The sequence below is a fragment of the Paenibacillus sp. FSL L8-0638 genome, from assembly GCF_038593075.1.
In the GTDB taxonomy this organism is placed as follows: domain Bacteria; phylum Bacillota; class Bacilli; order Paenibacillales; family Paenibacillaceae; genus Paenibacillus; species Paenibacillus polymyxa_D.
Genome location: NZ_CP151960.1, coordinates 5,350,566 through 5,367,824 on the forward strand (window position 1 = coordinate 5,350,566; position 17,259 = coordinate 5,367,824).

Sequence of the window (17,259 nt, forward strand, 5' to 3'; positions counted from 1 at the left end):
TTGTCGAGTTGGTCGGTCCCTAGGGGGAAGTAAGTATGGAAAGTAAAAAAAATGATATTTTACAGGCCGCCATTCGGCTGTTCTCCAGAAAAGGCTATTATTCAACATCTGTTGAAGAAATCGCCAAAGAAAGTGGGATGGCGAAGGCATCCTTCTATAAATATTTTCAGGGAAAAGAAGAACTTCCTCTAGAAATGTGTATCATTCTGGAAAATAACATTGAACAAGACATCCGGGCTCTCTACAGTAAACCTGATCTTTCTAAGCACGATAAACTGCACGGTTTTATTGTACTTTACTTGAAAAATCTCGTTGAAAACAAAGTGTATCTCATGATGGATCTTCCTGAGCCTTCCATGCTTATTTTCCAGAATGAACAACTTAATTACGCATTCGAGAATCATGAATATAAATTGTACAAATGGGTTCGCGACTGCCTGATTGATATTTTTGGACCGAGCATTGAAGATCATGCATGGGACGTGACCTTTGTACTTAAAAGCATTGTGTTTGAATATATTCGCTTCTTTGCCGATCGAATGAATGATGAAACGATTGAACATCTAACACAGTTTATTATCTTCTTATCCAGTTCCTTGGCAACCAGTCTGAACAATGCTGATTCAGCTCCACATTTGTTCTGGAGCAAGCAAGGCTGGTTACCCGAAAGTGCTCTAAGTAATCCCTTTGATCAAGGCCGTCAAATTAACAGCCTTCTCCACTCTATGGAAGACAGTATACTGCTGTCTTCTTGGAGTTCAGAGGAGAAACAGGAGTGTCAGCAAATCTACGCTCATTTAAAGGAAGAGGCTCTGAAATCGAACCCTCAGAAAGGCCTCCTGAAAGCCCTTTTTGCGTATTTGGAGCAGTACAAGGAACTGCAAAAGGTTTGTCGTTTACTTAAAAATTTATTGGACCATGCTCCGATATCCGAGTAGTCACTCAGCATTCGGTACATCAGAGCAAATTCGTACTTAACAGCGAAATACAACCCAAAAAGACTGTTCATGCAAAGCATGAAACAGTCTTTTTGGGTTGTTGCTTTTATTTTGATAACATCCGAGGAATTACAGCCCCGCTTGTTCTTTTAGAATCTCAGCTTTATCTACGCTCTCCCATGGTACATCCAAATCTGTACGTCCAAAGTGACCGTAGGCAGCAGTTTGCTTATAAATTGGACGACGTAGATCCAACATGCGAATAATACCTGTTGGGCGCAAATCAAAGTTATTTCGGATCAATTCAACCAGCTTCTCATCACTCACTTTACCCGTACCGTATGTATCGACGTTAATCGAAACAGGCGTAGCTACACCGATGGCATAAGCAAGCTGAATTTCCACTTTGTCTGCCAATCCAGCTGCTACGAGGTTTTTCGCTACATAACGAGCAGCGTAAGCAGCGGAACGGTCCACTTTGGTCGGATCTTTACCGGAGAATGCTCCCCCGCCGTGACGTGCATAACCACCATACGTATCCACAATAATTTTACGACCTGTCAGACCTGCATCTCCTTGAGGACCACCGATAACAAAGCGTCCTGTCGGATTAATGTAATACTTGGTTTGCTCATCCAATAATTCGGCAGGAACAACTGGCAAAATAACCTTTTCTTTGATGTCTGCTTGAATTTGCTCCAAAGTAGTATCCTCCGCATGCTGCGTAGAAACTACAATAGCATCAATACGAACAGGTTTACCATTTTCATACTCTACCGTTACTTGGGTTTTACCGTCAGGACGAAGGTAATTCAGCGTTCCATCCTTACGCACTTCAGACAAGCGCCGTGCAATACGGTGAGACATAGCGATAGGTAAAGGCATCAACTCCGGCGTCTCGTTCGTAGCAAAACCAAACATCAATCCTTGATCTCCAGCCCCAATGTTTTCCGTTTCTTTATCTACTTCAGCAGGATCACGGCTTTCCAAGGCAGCATTAACCCCTTGAGCGATGTCCGGCGACTGTTCATTCAAAGAAGTCAATACAGCGCAAGTATTATAGTCGAAACCGTATTTCGCACGTGTATAGCCAATTTCCTTAATCGTATTACGTACAATGGATGGAATATCCACGTACTCCGATTTGGAACTGATTTCACCAATGACGAGAACGAGACCAGTAGCTACCGATACTTCACATGCTACCCGTGCATTAGGGTCATTAGCCAGAAAGGCATCCAATACAGCATCGGATATCTGATCACAGATTTTATCCGGATGGCCTTCTGTTACAGACTCGGACGTGAACAAATGACGGCCTTTTACAGACATGAATTTCAACCTCCCACAATTAAAATACATGAGGATTTAATAAAAAAATCCTGACATGGTAATGGCATTATTCAGATACCTTCAAGCCATCAAATGGCGGTAGGTATCTTGTTACACCTGATTAATAAAAAATGAACCTTCTCCGGTAGGAAAAGGTTGCGTACAAGCCTCAAATGCCATGATATCCTATTTAAAACAAGGTGTCAATTCGTGTCACCCAATGACAACATTCGAAATTAGGGTAAGTCTACATGCAAACCATTTTTGATTCACATGTTAATTACCCCAGATTTTACGCTACTATATGTTCAAAAACTGTAGAAATTATTGCAACTTACAATGTACCATATTCAGATAAGCTACGTTCAGCAGATTGTATCAGTCGCTTAGTAATTTCACCACCAACCGAACCGTTCTGTCTTGAAGTTAAATCACGCCATGCTACATTCCCGCCCCCCGCAAACTCCCCCAATTCTGCAGCAAATTCACTGTCAGCCTTAGGTTGTATATGTGTATATTGGGGATTATAAACAGGTAGCCCAAACTCAGCAGCGATTTCATACTTCAAATCATCTAACCTGGCACGACTTTCGGGAATTAATCGTCTTTGACCTCTTGACGCCATCGTATACACCCTCCACTAAATGTATTGTCTATCATGGGGTTAGTGTGCAGCGATTAGGTTCAACTTAGCCAAGAACAATTTGCTATCCCAAACAGTATTTAAGAAAAAGAGCCGCCAAAAGCTGCTTAAATACAAAACAGTTTACTGAACAGTATAACCGCCTCGTACCATAACGACCAGACCAAACTTCTGACCTTCTTTTACTTGAATACCTCTTCCTTCTCTAGGAAACGATAATAAATGATTTTTTTCGACAGCCTGATTATGAACAATTTCCGTTCCAGAAGTAATATCAATAGCTCCACTGGCATCCATACTATACACAACAGCATAACCATTACGTAAAATAAATTCCGAGCCTGCTTTGGCAATCAGTTTTTGACCAGGCTTTACATCAACAACCTTTAAAACCTCTGTCTGCTCTGGTGTGGAAGTTTTTCCTGCACTAGAAGTTCCTGACGCCGTTGTGTTAGAGGTAGCGTTTGTCGCTGGAGTAGTCGAACTAGTCGTTTTACTACTCGTGTTACTTGCGGGAACTCCACCTTTGATTGCCTGGGCAATTTTTTGGTCAACATAGCTTTTGGTTACGACTGGATCATCAGCTGTACCAGGTTGTCCAGAACTGGAGGCACCGTTAACTGAATTGTTCATCAAGGAGCCTGCTACAATTCCTCCCCCAAGTAAAGCTGCAGCCAACGATACTTTATAGCGTGATTTCATGAAGTCCTCCTACAGTAGGTTATAGCAAGTATAGTTAAGTTTTAATTATTGCGCGCTTGCTCCAGTGGAACCTTGCATAGCCCAAGGCTTATTGAAAGCCACCTTCAAAGTATCAATACTTGAAACTATATCTTCCGCCTGTTGCTCAGCAGTAGTTACTTTCAAATTAGCTTCATAAACCTGAAGCTCTGTAGCCAACCCAACATCAAATTGCTTCTTAGCCATATCAGCCGCACTTCTAGCACTCACTAAGCCTGCTTGAATCTGTGAATATTGACTTTCCAATGCTTTGATATTGTTATAAATTGTTCTTACAGCTTCTTCGAGTTGTCTCTTTGTGCCTTCTGTAGCATATTGAGCTTTTTCAACATTTAGTTGTTCAGCTTCATAAGGGGTATTTCCTGGAGTATTGAAGTTGTAAAGCTTCAAGCTCAATTCAGCCAAATCCACTTTTTGCTCACTCAACCAAATAGCAGTACTGCTAGTAAGTACTTGGCTTACTTTTGTCTCTACATTATCTTTAAATTCAGAATAGACAGGCTTATCCTTCAGTTCATAACGTTGCTCTGGTTTGTAACCAATCACTTGGTTCAAAGATACATATGCACTATCTAAATCTTTTTTTGCCTTCTCTAAAGCAGCTTGATTTTGAGTCAACTGATTAGTCGCTTGCGTGACCTCATAATCACTCGACATTTGATTATCTCTTTTAATTTGTGCAACTTTAAGCTTGCGCTCTGCATCTTCAATATTCAAAGCAGCCAGCTTAACGGCATTTTGCTTTTGAAGGAGCTTATTGTAAAGATCTTTTACATTATATTCAATACTTTCTTTGGTCATTTCCAGATTCTTCTTGGTAGCCTCATAATTAAGGTTCGTTTGGGCATAACCTTTGTAAGCTTTATCTTGACCCTCATTACCTGCTTCTGCTGGAACAAAGTCAATATTTTTGCCTGTCTCTTTTAAAATTTTTCCTGCCTGATCAATACTCACTTCTCCTGTTTTCACTGAAGTACTATCAGCAATAGCCAGTTTGACTGCATCGTCATAGGTCAAGGAGTTATTATAGTAAGTATCATAAGTAACTTTGGTCACAGGAGCTGCAAGTGGCTTACTAGACAAGCTATTGGTGTCAGTAGCACTACCACTACCTTGATTCGAAATGGTCACTGTTCGTGTAGTCTGATCCCAATTTACTTTGGCGCCTAATGATTGGCTCACAAAACGTAAAGGAACGAGCACTTGACCCTTTTGTATTTGAGTTGCTGCATCGAGCTGTACCGGCTTACTGTTTTTATAAGCAAGTTTGGAGCCAATATTTAAAGTTAATGTATCGTCATTTTTAGATGCTGTTACTTTTTTAGCCTTGCTGTCCCACTCCACTTGCGCTCCCAAGCTTTCAAAAACACCACGAAGAGGCACCAAGGTTGTATTTTGACTGACTATCGGAGACTGTGTATATTGCTGAGTCACACCGTTAATAATAACCTTTATATCACCTGACTGAGCTCCTGCAAGATTAGCAAACGCAGATGTAAGAACCAATGTGGATAGTAATGCCATTCCAAAACGTTTCATAATTTCTCTCCTTTGTCAATAAGACTAATAAAAGAAAAGGGCTCCGAAAGGAACCCTCTTCTCATCTAATTCAGTTAACTCAAAAGAGTTGCTCTTAAATTAGTTGTTGTTTTCAACAGTTACTGTTTTAGCAGTTGCATCATAGTTGATGGATGCATCCAGCGCTCTGCTCACCCAGAAGATAGGCAGTACAGTACGGTTTTTGTTAGTTACAGCTTTAACGTCCATACGAATCACAGAACCGTTAACAGTCAACAGGTTAGTGTTCAGTTTGATTTGAGCAACGCGGTCACCTTTAATCAGGGTAACTGTGGAAGTTGCTTTGTCAAACAGGATGTTTTGTGGGGATACACCCAAAGCTTCAGCTGCATAACGTACTGGCAAGTAAGTGCGTCCGTTTTGAGCATAAGCAGCTACATCAGCTGTTTTAGATTCGCCGTTCACAGTGTAGGAAGTGCTTCCCAGTGTGAAGACAGCTTTAGTTTTAGTAGCACCTGGAGCTGGAGTTCCAACAGTTGCGATTGCTACTTCAGCAGCTGCAGTGTTGTTGTCTTTCCAGTTTTGAGTGTTGTCAGTTGCGCCTTTGTATGCAGTGTAAGAAACTGCGCTACCTTTCAGCTTAGCAACGATGTCGCCTTGAGCTACAGTACGGTCAACAGTCAGCTTAGGAGCAGAGATTGTGATTGTACTTGGAGTAGCAGATTCGCTGTCGATGTAGAAGCTCAGACGGCCTTTGTTGCTTTCGCCGTAAGTATCAGTAGATACGCTCTTCACTTTAACGTCACCAGCTGTAACTTTTACTTCTGGAGTAGAAGCAAAACGTACGCCTGTTGGCAATTCCAAGATTACTTCACGGCTACCATCTTTCTTAACGAAAGCTTCTTTAGCAGCTTCAGTGATTGTGATATCGCCAACTTGTTGGTCACCCAGACCGATTGTCAGGGTTGGTTTGGAAGCAGCAGCCAGAGTAACTGCTTGTTTCACAGTTGCAACCTTAACATTACCGCTCAGACCTTGGCTACCAGCAACTTCAACGTTCAGATCACCGGAGAAACCAGGTTGCGTAGCAACTTCAACGTTTCTCAGTTTCAAAGTACCAGCGTCAGTTGTGCTGTTAGGGTTGTTGAAAGTCAGTTTCAAAGTACGTTTGTCAGAGTCAGTGTAAGATACCTCTGCTCCACCCAATCCGTTAGTATTTTCCATAGAACCAGCGAAGCTGTTTCCTGGGTTGTTACTCTTGAAAGTTTCCTGCCAACGAGCACCTTCAGGCAGACGCAAAGTTACAGTACGTCCTTTTACAAAGGATTTAGCAACAGTTTCTTTAATTACGATGTCGCCAACTTTTTGTTCGTCATGTCCAGCAAGAATAGTTGTTGGGGTAGCTACAGTAACACCACCACCGATTTCGCCATAGTTACCAACAACAAGAGAGCTAACATCAGTTGTTGCATTACCAGAAACGCTAACAGTAACATCGCCTTGTTTAGCATTTGTTTCATCATCTACATGGAATTTAACTGGCAATTGGAAAGAATTTTGTTTGGAGCTTTTCACAGTATCTTTCAATCTTACAGTAAGAGTATCATCAATTGGGTTAGCATCAATGTCAGCAGCTTTTATATCACCAAAAAGAATTGCTGCTGTACCAGCAGCATCCCATTTAAAACCACTTGGCAATTTCAACTTGATATAGTTACTACCTGTCAAAGAACCTGCAGTTTCCTCTTTAATTTTCAATGTTGCAGTGAAGTTATCTTCACTGGAAACTGTATCGTTTGCAGCAAGAGAAACTTGACCGGAAGAAACAACGTTTGCGATTGTAATTTCACCACTAGTCAAACCACTATTGGAAGCAGCATCAATAGCTGCTTTAACTGGACCGTTACTTGGACCAGCTACATTAATTCTACTGAAGTTCAAGAAGAGAGTAATATCATCACTGATGTTAGTGTCACCAGTAAAACTAATTTTAGCGGAGTTTACGTTAACTGGTTTACCATCAGTGTCATAATTGTTGATGATTGGAGCAACTGTAATACCAGTGTCCTTATTTCCATCAAAGTCAGCGTATACACCCAAACCATAGGTAGCATCACTTACAGAACCAATTTGAGTATCACCTTTTTTTGTACCTATAACATCAGCAATTTTAGCAACATTACTACTGTTAAAGTAGAAACCTTTAGGCAAAGTAACAGTAAAAGAAGAACCATCTTTTACAGAAGCTTTGCTCACTGTAATTTTCACTCTGCCATCAAGATTAACAAAATTCTCAGCGCTACCACTAATAGTAGGAGTGTTAATAGTTGTGAAGCTAGAAGATGCATGGATAGCAGTTGGTGCAGTCAATGCTGCGATTGGAGCTGCTACACCAGCAACCAATGTTGCTGTTGCCAGCACGTTGATCATTTTTTTATTAAACTTTGTCATAACCTTTTTTTCTCCTCCTTGAATATAACCAGAAATATTATTTTTGTCTTTTTGTCGGATCTTGTCACTCATCAGTCGTTACACCTCCTTTCCGAGCTTTATGAGAACCCTTATAAAATGATATCTGTGACAATATCACAGAAGCTTGGAATCTAGTTGAAAGAAAGCGTCCATTTATGACGTACTCCAGTATTATACAATGTGATAACAATGCAGTAAAGATTTTTTTTAGCGAATTTTGTCTTTACGCTTTTGTACCCCTTTGTTTCATACTCACCCAATTAGACGTAGCATGGGTTCAAAAAGTTGCGTCTGTTTCAAAAAAAAATTTTATTTTTTTTGATTATGTATTCCGCTTCCCACAGTCATAATTATACTATTGAACCTGTTCCTCCGTCATCCTACAACTTTTACCTTATCAACCTTAAATGTACAAGGGTTATTTTCGTACATTTAAGTCGGTCTTTAATGGAGTATATTCGTTAAGAATTATCCATAGAATATCTAAAGTACATAAAGTCTATAGATTCCCTTGAAATCTAATACTCTAATACACTTTAAGTAGTAGGAATGACGGAGTAACAGTGATTTACCGTAAATATAGCCGTGACAAATTACTTCACTACATTAATCTTCGCGCCATCCGTAAGCAGACTAACGCCCTTAACGACCACATTTTGTCCTTCAGCAAGCCCCTTGGTTACCTCAACCTGTTTGGCACTTTCCTGGCCTGTCTGCACCTCTACCCGCTTAGCCACTGTTCCTTCCACTACATAAGCATACTTTTTCCCTGCCTGCTCCGTAATGGCATCCTGCGATACCAAAATGTTTTTAGGAGCTTCTGATTTCATGTATACAGTTACAACCATCCCTGATTTTAATTCGCCAGAACCATTAGGAACTGATATCTCGACAGGGTACGCCTTCAGATCATTATCCATTACCGGATTGACAGCCGATACTTTGGCCTCAATTCGCTTATTTAACGAGTCCACGCCTACAGTCACAGATGAACCCACCTGCATCTTAAGAAGCTCAGATTCAGAAACGTTAACTTTAGCAATAATAGGATTGGTATTCGCTATTGTAGCAACCGCGGATTGTGCACTAACCATTTGCCCCTGGGTTCCTGTTACTACCGATATCGTACCGGAAATAGGAGCTTTGACCACAGTATCCACCAGTTGGCTACGCGCTGTGTCTAAACTGGACTTAGCTTGATTGACAGAAGCACGAGCTACGTCAATGCCCGTTTTCTGTTGGGCAAGACGTAATGATTTTTGAGCATTGCTATATGTTGTTTGTGCACTTTGCTTGGACGTTTGTGCATTGTGAAGTGTGATCTGTGCATTCTCCACTGCAGTTAAAGCCCTTCTATGCGCTATTTGAGACTGCTCTAACTCAGATTGAGATAGAGCGCCCGCACTAAACAACTGTTGGTTGCGGTTGAGCGTATTTTGAGCATCACGCACGGAACTCTGAGCATCGACCAGACTGGTCTGAGCTTGGGTGATGGTGTTGTCTTGCTGGACAAGCGCACTTTTGGCTTGATCCACGCTGGATTCTGCCTGCTGTACCGATTGCGCTGCACCTGACTCTGCTTGTTTTAAATTGGCCAGGGCAACTTGGTAAGACTCCTGGGATTGCTTAATCGAGTCCTGCAAGTCCTTTTGGTCTATAGTAAACAATGTGTCGCCTTTATTTACTTTTTGGCCCACTGTAAGGTTAATACTTTGAATTTTACCACTAATTTTCGGAGACACCTGAGCTGTCTCTTTGGGAGCAAAGCTTCCAATAATACCTGTTGAATCGTTAATACTACCTTTAGCCACTTTTGCTACTTGAACTGGAATGGCTTGCTGCGCCGTAGTCGGTGCGGCAGGGGCCTCTCCCCCACCGCAACCCGCTAATGCAACTGATAAAAGCAAAGTTGTAGCAATCAGAGCACTTTTTTTATTCATTATGTTTCTCCACCTCACCTTATATATGAACACTTTTTTGTAGTTTCGCTTCTTTTTTTAATTCTCTCTTCGCTTGTCTTTTTAATTTCCGATTCTTACGTTTTTGTATCATATTATCCATGATGACGTAGACTACCGGAATAAGAATCAATGTAATAACAGCTGCGAAGGATAACCCGAATACAACAACAACTGCCATCGGTGCTTGTGTTTCGTTACCCTCTCCTGTAGCGAATGCCATTGGGATCAAAGCTAGTACAGTAGCCAGCGTGGTCATCAAAATCGGACGCAACCGCTCAGACGCTCCATGAATAATAGCTTCATCCCGATCTTGGCCGTCTTTTCGGAGCTGAATTATAAAGTCAATCATAACTATGGCATTGTTGACGACCAAACCGACGAGCATGATGTAACCCGTCAAAGCTGAAACGCTGAGACTCGCCCCGGTTACAGCTAAACCGATAAGCACACCAATTACCGTAGGTGGAACGGAAAACATAATAACAAACGGTGTGAGCAGAGATTCAAACTGTCCTGCCATAACCATATAAATCAGAACTATAGATAGCAGAATAGCTATCCCTAAGTTTATAAAAGACTCCATCATTTGTTCAGTTTGCCCGCCACCCGTATCTGCACTGTAGCCTTCTGGGAAGTGAGTACTCTTCAAAAGAGCATCTATTTTCTGTTTGACGGTTAGAATGTCCCCTGTTCCATCAATATCAGCTGTAATCTGCACTTGACGCGTTTGGTCTTCACGAGTAACAGTATCGGGTACAGTCCGTTTATCAATACTTACTACGGAAGACAAAGGTACATCAATACCTTGTGGAGTGGTAATCCGCAAGGCTTGTAGATTTGACAAATCGTGGCGATTTTGCTCTGGCAATGATATCTTCACATCAATCTGATCTTCACCTGTACGATAGCTTGTGGCGACTGATCCATTAAAAGAAGTATTCACTGCAGATAAGATTTGAGTTGCTGATAAGCCATATCGACTCGCAAGCTCCCGATTAACGGTAATCTCATATTCTTCGCGAACGGCACTCAAGCTACTTTTCACATTGACCGTACCCGGTATTTTTTTCACGTCCGCAACGAGATTGTCCGAGAGTTCTCTCAGGACGTCAATATCGTCACCTTTTAGATTAATGTTAACAGCCGCACCACTTGAAAGGCCTGTTGTAGACGTCAGTGTAATCTCTGCATCCGGAATACTATCAAATTTCTTACGAAGGACCTCAACTACACCATCTGTTGGCTGATGTCCATCCTTCAGCGTTACGCTTAGATCCGCCGAATTAGTTGGAGTTGCACCTGAAAAGGCAGAATTGCCACCAGATCCAACAGTCACTGTCATTTTGTCCAGATCAGGAACTTTCAAAATTTCTTTTTCTATATCTTGAACAACCTTTTCCGTTTCTTCCAAGACCGTTCCATTAGGAAGTTTCACGTTAATTGTGAATTCCCCAGTATCGGATGCTGGGATAAATTCAGCCTTAACGAAAGGAACTAGAGCCCCAGCTGCCACAAACATTAATAAAGTAATAATTAACACAGATTTTCTATGGTTAATTCCCCACTTCAGTATACGGCGATACCCACTCTTAAATTTCTCGAAGCCAATATTAAACCACACAATAGGGTTAATACCTTTATAAGTACGTGATGAGTATATGGATTCATCTGGTATAGTAGGTAACCAACGCGAGCCGAGCATTGGCACAATCAGAAGAGATACAACCAAGGCTGCAATGTGAGAGAAAATAACTGTTAACGCCAACGGTTTAAATAGAACTCCCGCAATTCCGTCAACAAAAACAACTGGTAAAAATACTACAATCTGCGCAAGTGCAGACGCCATAACGGCATTACCCACCTGTTTGGAGCCATCAATAGCCCCTTGTAGCATGCTTTTCCCTTCATGTCGTTGTCTAAAAATATTCTCAATAATAACAACAGCAAAGTCGACAAACGATCCTAACCCCAGAAGCAAACCGCTCAATGAAATAACATTAATGGTTTGTCCGGTGAAATACATCATCATAAACGTAGCTACGAAGGAAATTGGAATAACGATAGCAGCAATAATGGTAGAACGTATACTGTTCAAAAATAAAAGTAATACAATGGCTGCGATAATAAGCCCCAATATAGCATGCTCTACTAGTGAGTGTACGGAGTCGCTAATCGGTTTCGAAGCATCTGTTACCATCTCTAATTGAGTTCCCTGAGGCAATTCCTTCCGTATCGAATCTAAACTATCCTTTACAGAATTGGCGATTGAGAGGGTATTCCCCCCTGTGGCTTTCGTAACAGAAATATTGACACTTGGCTTTCCATTAAAAGTAGAAATGGTTGTAACATCATCCAAGGAATCTTCAACTGTCGCAATGTCCTTTAGCTTAACGCTCCCCTTCCCTACTGGAATTGGCGTTTCACCCATTTCTGAAACAGCTTTATATTCACCCTGAACCCGAAGTTGGATTTCTGTATTGCCTCGGTATACTGAACCAGCAGAACCAGCTACGTTATTAGACGATAGCGCTTGGCTGATTTGATCCAGCGTAATACCATAGCTTTGAAGCTTGGCTTGATCTACAGTAATCTTCACAAGCCGTTCTTGCCCACCTGACATGCTGACTGAAGCTACTCCCGCAATTCTTTCAAGTCGCGGCTGAATAATATCCTTAGCAATAGGCTTCAGCTTGTTAACATCCTGGTCCCCTGTAAAGGAGAGTGTAATAACCGGCGTTGCATTGAGATCCAATTTAAGTACGCGCGGCGAATTTGCCGCCTTTGGAAGAGATCCTCGAACTCCATCAATTTTGTCTCGCATGTCGAGGGTTGCTTGATTTATATCTACTCCCCAATTAAATTGAATGATGACCATAGATGATCCTTCTGAAGATTCGGACTGGATCGTATCTACATTCTCAATAGAAGCCAGACTCTTTTCAATAGGTTTGGTCACCAATTCCTCAACTTCCGTTGGTGTCGAGTTCGGAATACTGGTCGCTACCACAGCGATAGGCAACTTCATATCCGGCATCTGCTCGACAGGAAGCCTTAACGCAAAAATACCGCCCCCGATTAGCAAAGCAATAATTAACATAAATACTGTTACAGGACGGCGTATTGAAAACTGAGACATCTCATCACTCCCCACTCACTTCTCTATGTAATATTTAAGCACACACATCCACTACTACGATGAAATAGGCGTAAAGTTTCAGATAAATGTGCAAAAAAACATATAAAAAAATAATAAACACATTTTGAGATAAAAGCTTAAAAAAAAGCAATTAATTACAGACGTTTAAGCTAAATCCAAAATAAAAAACGTTGTAAGGCTAATCCAAAGTTTTTACCTCATTGATATTATGGCATAGGCCCTTAATTCCAGTCAAATAGCTGATTTATAAAAAACATCCCTCTCATGTATATGAAAGGGAATTTCCATTTCGCATGGAGGGATGTTTAATAATTTCAGGTGTTTTGTTGATTAGATTTTAGGAAGCAGCTTTTTATCAGCCATAACTTTAGCTACAATAATGGCTGCATCTCCACGCAAGGTCAGAGAAGTAGGATTAAACATATATCCTTTTTTCAGATCGCTTGCATCAACAGGTGAACCCGTAATAAAGCCTTTCTTGGCAATAGCCAACACAGATGCCTGCGCATAGTAATCAATTTTGTCCGCATCTTTAAAGGTTTTAGAAAGATTCTTCATGATCTTGTCATGATCTGTTTCAAGCTTCAAATTCAATGCCTTAGCGATAATGACTGCTGCATCTTGGCGTGTGATTACATCTTCCGGCATAAAGATTCTTGGTTGCGAACCTTTGACGATACCGGCGCGTGCAGCTGTTTCAATATAACGATAATCATAGAGCGCATCTGCTGATATCGTATTTGGAATAGACACGTCGTCAAAATGCTTCGCTCCACTGAAATTAAGCGGAATTTGCAGACCTTTGACAATCATCGACGTGAATTCGCCTCTTTTAATGTAGCTGTCAGGTCCAAAGCTATTAATTGGATCCATTGGATTCATGACACCTTTAGCCAAAATGGCTTCGATGTAATCTCTGGCGTATTTGTGCTTAATGACATCACTATACGTTTCTCCAACTTTAGCAACTACATAGTAACCGAAACGATCAAACGGTACTTTAATGGTGTGTTTCTTCGGATCCACCACACCACCAATGTTCTGCCAGTCTTTAAGATCAGAATCAAAATAGAACACCGACATTTGTTTCCCTGCATCCTGAGCAATACTGCTATCATACGTCAGCGTCAATGTAGCACGCTTGGAAGGTACTAACTCGTTAGATGGGTCACGCCAGTAGAAGTTTTTGATCTTGCTGCTGTCATTTTGCGACTTGTTAGCCAATTGATAAGGATCAGCACCATATGTCACTGGATCGTAAGCATCCGTTTTGATATCATCTGCGGTACCTGGGTCAATCCAGAATACTGGACTGGACTTGGTAAAACGACTTGGGAAATCCCGGTTGAAGTATCTACTTCCGTCTGCAATCAAGCTCCGCATATCGGACAATGCTTTTTCAGTTTCAAATTCATGACGGTCTACCACACCATCTTCGCTATTTGCTATCGCAAAGTACAAAGTATGCCCAGAGAAAACCTGGTTTTTGAATTGCTGTGGTTGATCGTAATCCCGGCGAATTAGACTCGTTCCCTTCGCAAAAGCAAGTGTAAGATTACCATCGAACACTTTGTGCGATGTTTTCATCGCTTCCATGTACTGCTCGCCAGGAATATTTGTAGGCACATATTTAACAGTAATGGTTTGTTTTAGTTTTTCCTTGCCTACTGTAACCACTACGTCAATTTTATTATCTTTGTTGGCTTTTAGACCTGTTACGATGGCTTTGTAAGTTGATGGGTAATCAACGGTACCATCATAGTCAGAATCAAATCCTTCTTGAACCGCTTTTTCCTTACCTACCATAACACTATCTGCGTTACCTGCGTTCACAACAACTTGCACAAAGTTTTGATTCACGATTCTCTTTTCAGGGAGCGGACGCAAAATATCAAAAGATGTAGATTGACCTGATACTTGCAGTCGGAAAGTAGCAAATGGTCCGCTCTTGCCGCTATTGTACAAGGTAATGTTATAAGCTACTGGTGTTCCATCTTGCGAAATAGTTTGGTTTTTCAACACAAAGCTGAAATACTTTTTGTCCGGATGGTAGTACACAAGCAGGTCTTTTAAATCTTTATTAGTAAATTTATCTGTAGTAGAACCGGAATTGTATGTTGTCTTAGCATCTTCTGCTGAGAAAAACTCGTTACTCAACGTCCAGTTGAATTCACTGTCATCCGATCCCTTAATCTCCAAAATATATTGATCTTTATTGGCAATATCACTTAACGAACCATTTACCTGATCTGCTTTACCCAAATCGGCAATACTGAAAGTACCAAATACATTGATATTTTTCAGAGATGTATTGTAGTTAGTATCATCCACTTTGGTGAAATTAGCATCTTTTGATTTCGGAGCAATTTCGCTATACTTCGGTGTATTGCTCAAGCCGCTAACTGGTGTAAAAGGGATGATTCCTTGTGTATTTGGAACAGGAATTACTGGAATATTCGTCTGTGTAAAGTTTACTTTTACCGTATTGCTGTACTCAATACCTGGCTTGTACACAAACTTGATTTCATTATTCCCGTTCGCCAAGGCATTGGCTGCGGCTGTCTCTGAGGAAGCAGCAAGCTTGAAGTCCGCTCCTGAACCATCCAGATCAACCAATACATTATTAACATACAGGAATACATTTCGGTTACTTCCAGTGTAATGAATATCCGCTGCGTTGCTCACATCAAGCAATTTACCTTTAAAGTAGCCCAGTTGAGTCAATTTATAGGTATTCAAGTTTGAGCTGGATGTATTTAACGGAATTTGTTGCCCATCATAAATCGTATCGTATTTCATGAACGGACCCTGCAACAGATTCACCGTTGCTTTAATTAATTTGGTCGAGTCGCCATTCAGGTAAAAATTCAGTACGTTTTGTCCTTCTTTAGGCAAAGTGTCTACATAAGCAACGATTTTCTTCACTTGTGTTGACTTACCATTGATTGTACGAATTACATCTTGCGACCCTACAGTATGAACCGTTACTCCGGAAAGCTCACTAATCGAAGTAGGTGCACCATTAACAACGATAAACTCCATACCTACAGGTACAGATGCAGCATCTGTAGTCTTGTTCTTCATAGAGCTACCTGTTAATTTCAGAGCTTCATCTATGGCAGCTGCTTGATCAGACCCGCTTCCCTTAATTCTGCTCAACAATTGATTATTAAAATCAGGAAGATAGTTTACATCATCAATATACGGCTGAGTACTGCTGCGCAATGTAAATTGAACAGCTGATGGAGCTGGAGGTGTACTGCTATCCGTATAGGTTATCCCCAGGGATGCCCTGGTCAAATGATCAATAACAGCTTCTGAAGGTACAGTCACCTGAAATGGATATACTTTATAACCATTTGATGTAACCACATTTGCAGTATCAATTGTGGCATCAACTCCAGTCGCACTACCCACAGCGCTACCATTGTTACTCACATCGGTAAAACGCGCATTAATTGTGGCTACTCCTGGATCGGTTGGACCGCCTGGCACCAAAACATTACCTTTTAAAACCACACCACTTGTAGACGATACGGTAAAGTCTGGTGAAGTGGTCAGATCGGCAGAAACATTCCCATCCTTGTTCAAGGTCAAATCAGAGAATTCCGGTTTTCCCGTATAAATCGTAATTTCACGTGTAACTGTAAGAGCCTGAGTTCCGTTATTCACTTTAATATTCACTATATTTTTACCTGGACTGAGTACAACACTACCTGTTAGTTTATAGCCAGTGTAAGAGGATACATTATACGTATTACTGCTTTTTGCAGACGTAAGCGTTACACTGTCGGCATTAGGCGCCGTACCTTGAATGACTACTTTAACATCATCCGTACCGCTATTGCGAGCGTCTGTTAACACAGCTGTCTGGTTCTCTACTAATTGCTCTGTTTCACCATTCAGCGTAGCAGACAGATCATAAACCTTGGGTCCATCCTGGTACTCTACGTAAATAGAATCCTTCATCTCAGCCGAGTTTTGGCTACTTTGGAATGTAATTCGGTTCAAACCAGGAAACAGTTTGATGTCTGTAATTTGAAGTGTAGAGCCACTGACCGTAATTCCGCCTTTTTGACTCTCATTTTTATTCACCACATTAAGGGTCGTTCCATTTTTAGAGAGCTGGAATACACTATATGATATCGTGCTTCCGTTCACTCCGTTAATCGTACCGTTAACTGTAATACGGTCGGTGTTCACCGATCTGGCCGAATCCGCATCATACTTCTCATTTGGAAAAATGAAATAAGTTCCTGTCGCAGCATGAGCCGTACCTACCAGGGCCGCCGGCACCAAGCCAATGATGAGACCAACCGTCAGCAACATGGATAGCAATCGTTTCAAATCATTGTCCTCCTTTGATTCTGTCGCACCTTGGGGTACGTAATCATTCAATACTTTTTTTATCGGTAGTAAACATACAAAAAATTAGTAAATTCTCAAAAAAGGAGGGAGTTTTTTTACAGCAAACATCAAAAAAGCCTTCAAACCCGC

The 17,259-nt window shown here is 41.2% G+C and carries 9 protein-coding genes; 1 reads left to right on the forward strand and 8 read right to left on the reverse strand.

Going from position 1 to position 17,259, the window contains the following annotated elements; all coding sequences use genetic code 11:
- The first annotated feature begins 35 nt into the window (after positions 1–35).
- The gene (locus tag MKY35_RS23820) at positions 36–938 is read left to right on the forward strand and encodes a helix-turn-helix domain-containing protein (protein WP_342444983.1); all 903 of its coding nucleotides are present in this window, start codon (positions 36–38) and stop codon (positions 936–938) included.
- Between the two features lie 129 nt (positions 939–1,067).
- On the opposite strand, the gene metK is transcribed toward MKY35_RS23820, so the two are convergent.
- The 8 genes from metK to MKY35_RS23860 form a co-directional block, all read right to left on the reverse strand.
- Complete coding sequence (metK, locus tag MKY35_RS23825) at positions 1,068–2,270, reverse strand: methionine adenosyltransferase (protein ID WP_013312298.1); 1,203 nt, start codon at positions 2,268–2,270, stop codon at positions 1,068–1,070.
- 334 nt (positions 2,271–2,604) lie between these two features.
- Entirely contained in the window at positions 2,605–2,895 is a 291-nt protein-coding gene (locus tag MKY35_RS23830) for an alpha/beta-type small acid-soluble spore protein (RefSeq protein ID WP_029514599.1), read from the reverse strand.
- A 141-nt stretch (positions 2,896–3,036) separates the two neighbouring features.
- Positions 3,037–3,615 (reverse strand): hypothetical protein, encoded by a 579-nt coding sequence (locus tag MKY35_RS23835; RefSeq protein WP_029514600.1) that lies wholly within the window; start codon positions 3,613–3,615, stop codon positions 3,037–3,039.
- Between the two features lie 45 nt (positions 3,616–3,660).
- Positions 3,661–5,193, reverse strand: coding sequence for a stalk domain-containing protein (locus MKY35_RS23840; protein ID WP_342444984.1), 1,533 nt, complete (start codon positions 5,191–5,193; stop codon positions 3,661–3,663).
- A 99-nt stretch (positions 5,194–5,292) separates the two neighbouring features.
- Entirely contained in the window at positions 5,293–7,695 is a 2,403-nt protein-coding gene (locus MKY35_RS23845; RefSeq protein ID WP_342444985.1) for a copper amine oxidase N-terminal domain-containing protein, read from the reverse strand.
- Positions 7,696–8,237: 542 nt separating this feature from the next.
- Positions 8,238–9,584 (reverse strand): efflux RND transporter periplasmic adaptor subunit, encoded by a 1,347-nt coding sequence (locus MKY35_RS23850; protein ID WP_342444986.1) that lies wholly within the window; start codon positions 9,582–9,584, stop codon positions 8,238–8,240.
- A gap of 19 nt (positions 9,585–9,603) precedes the next feature.
- The gene (locus MKY35_RS23855) at positions 9,604–12,741 is read right to left on the reverse strand and encodes an efflux RND transporter permease subunit (RefSeq protein WP_342444987.1); all 3,138 of its coding nucleotides are present in this window, start codon (positions 12,739–12,741) and stop codon (positions 9,604–9,606) included.
- A 351-nt stretch (positions 12,742–13,092) separates the two neighbouring features.
- A complete protein-coding gene (locus MKY35_RS23860; RefSeq protein ID WP_342444988.1) occupies positions 13,093–17,109 on the reverse strand; it encodes an S-layer homology domain-containing protein in 4,017 nt (1,338 codons plus the stop codon).
- Between the last annotated feature and the right edge of the window lie 150 nt (positions 17,110–17,259).

Excerpts from the sequence above, each read along its gene's own strand:
- MKY35_RS23840 (WP_342444984.1), bottom strand. The coding sequence starts at position 5,193 with ATGAAACGTTTTGGAATGGCATTACTATCCACATTGGTTCTTACATCT.
- MKY35_RS23830 (WP_029514599.1), bottom strand. The coding sequence starts at position 2,895 with ATGGCGTCAAGAGGTCAAAGACGATTAATTCCCGAAAGTCGTGCCAGG.
- MKY35_RS23820 (WP_342444983.1), top strand. The coding sequence starts at position 36 with ATGGAAAGTAAAAAAAATGATATTTTACAGGCCGCCATTCGGCTGTTC.
- MKY35_RS23845 (WP_342444985.1), bottom strand. The coding sequence starts at position 7,695 with ATGAGTGACAAGATCCGACAAAAAGACAAAAATAATATTTCTGGTTAT.
- MKY35_RS23835 (WP_029514600.1), bottom strand. The coding sequence starts at position 3,615 with ATGAAATCACGCTATAAAGTATCGTTGGCTGCAGCTTTACTTGGGGGA.
- MKY35_RS23850 (WP_342444986.1), bottom strand. The coding sequence starts at position 9,584 with ATGAATAAAAAAAGTGCTCTGATTGCTACAACTTTGCTTTTATCAGTT.
- MKY35_RS23855 (WP_342444987.1), bottom strand. The coding sequence starts at position 12,741 with ATGTCTCAGTTTTCAATACGCCGTCCTGTAACAGTATTTATGTTAATT.
- metK (WP_013312298.1), bottom strand. The coding sequence starts at position 2,270 with ATGTCTGTAAAAGGCCGTCATTTGTTCACGTCCGAGTCTGTAACAGAA.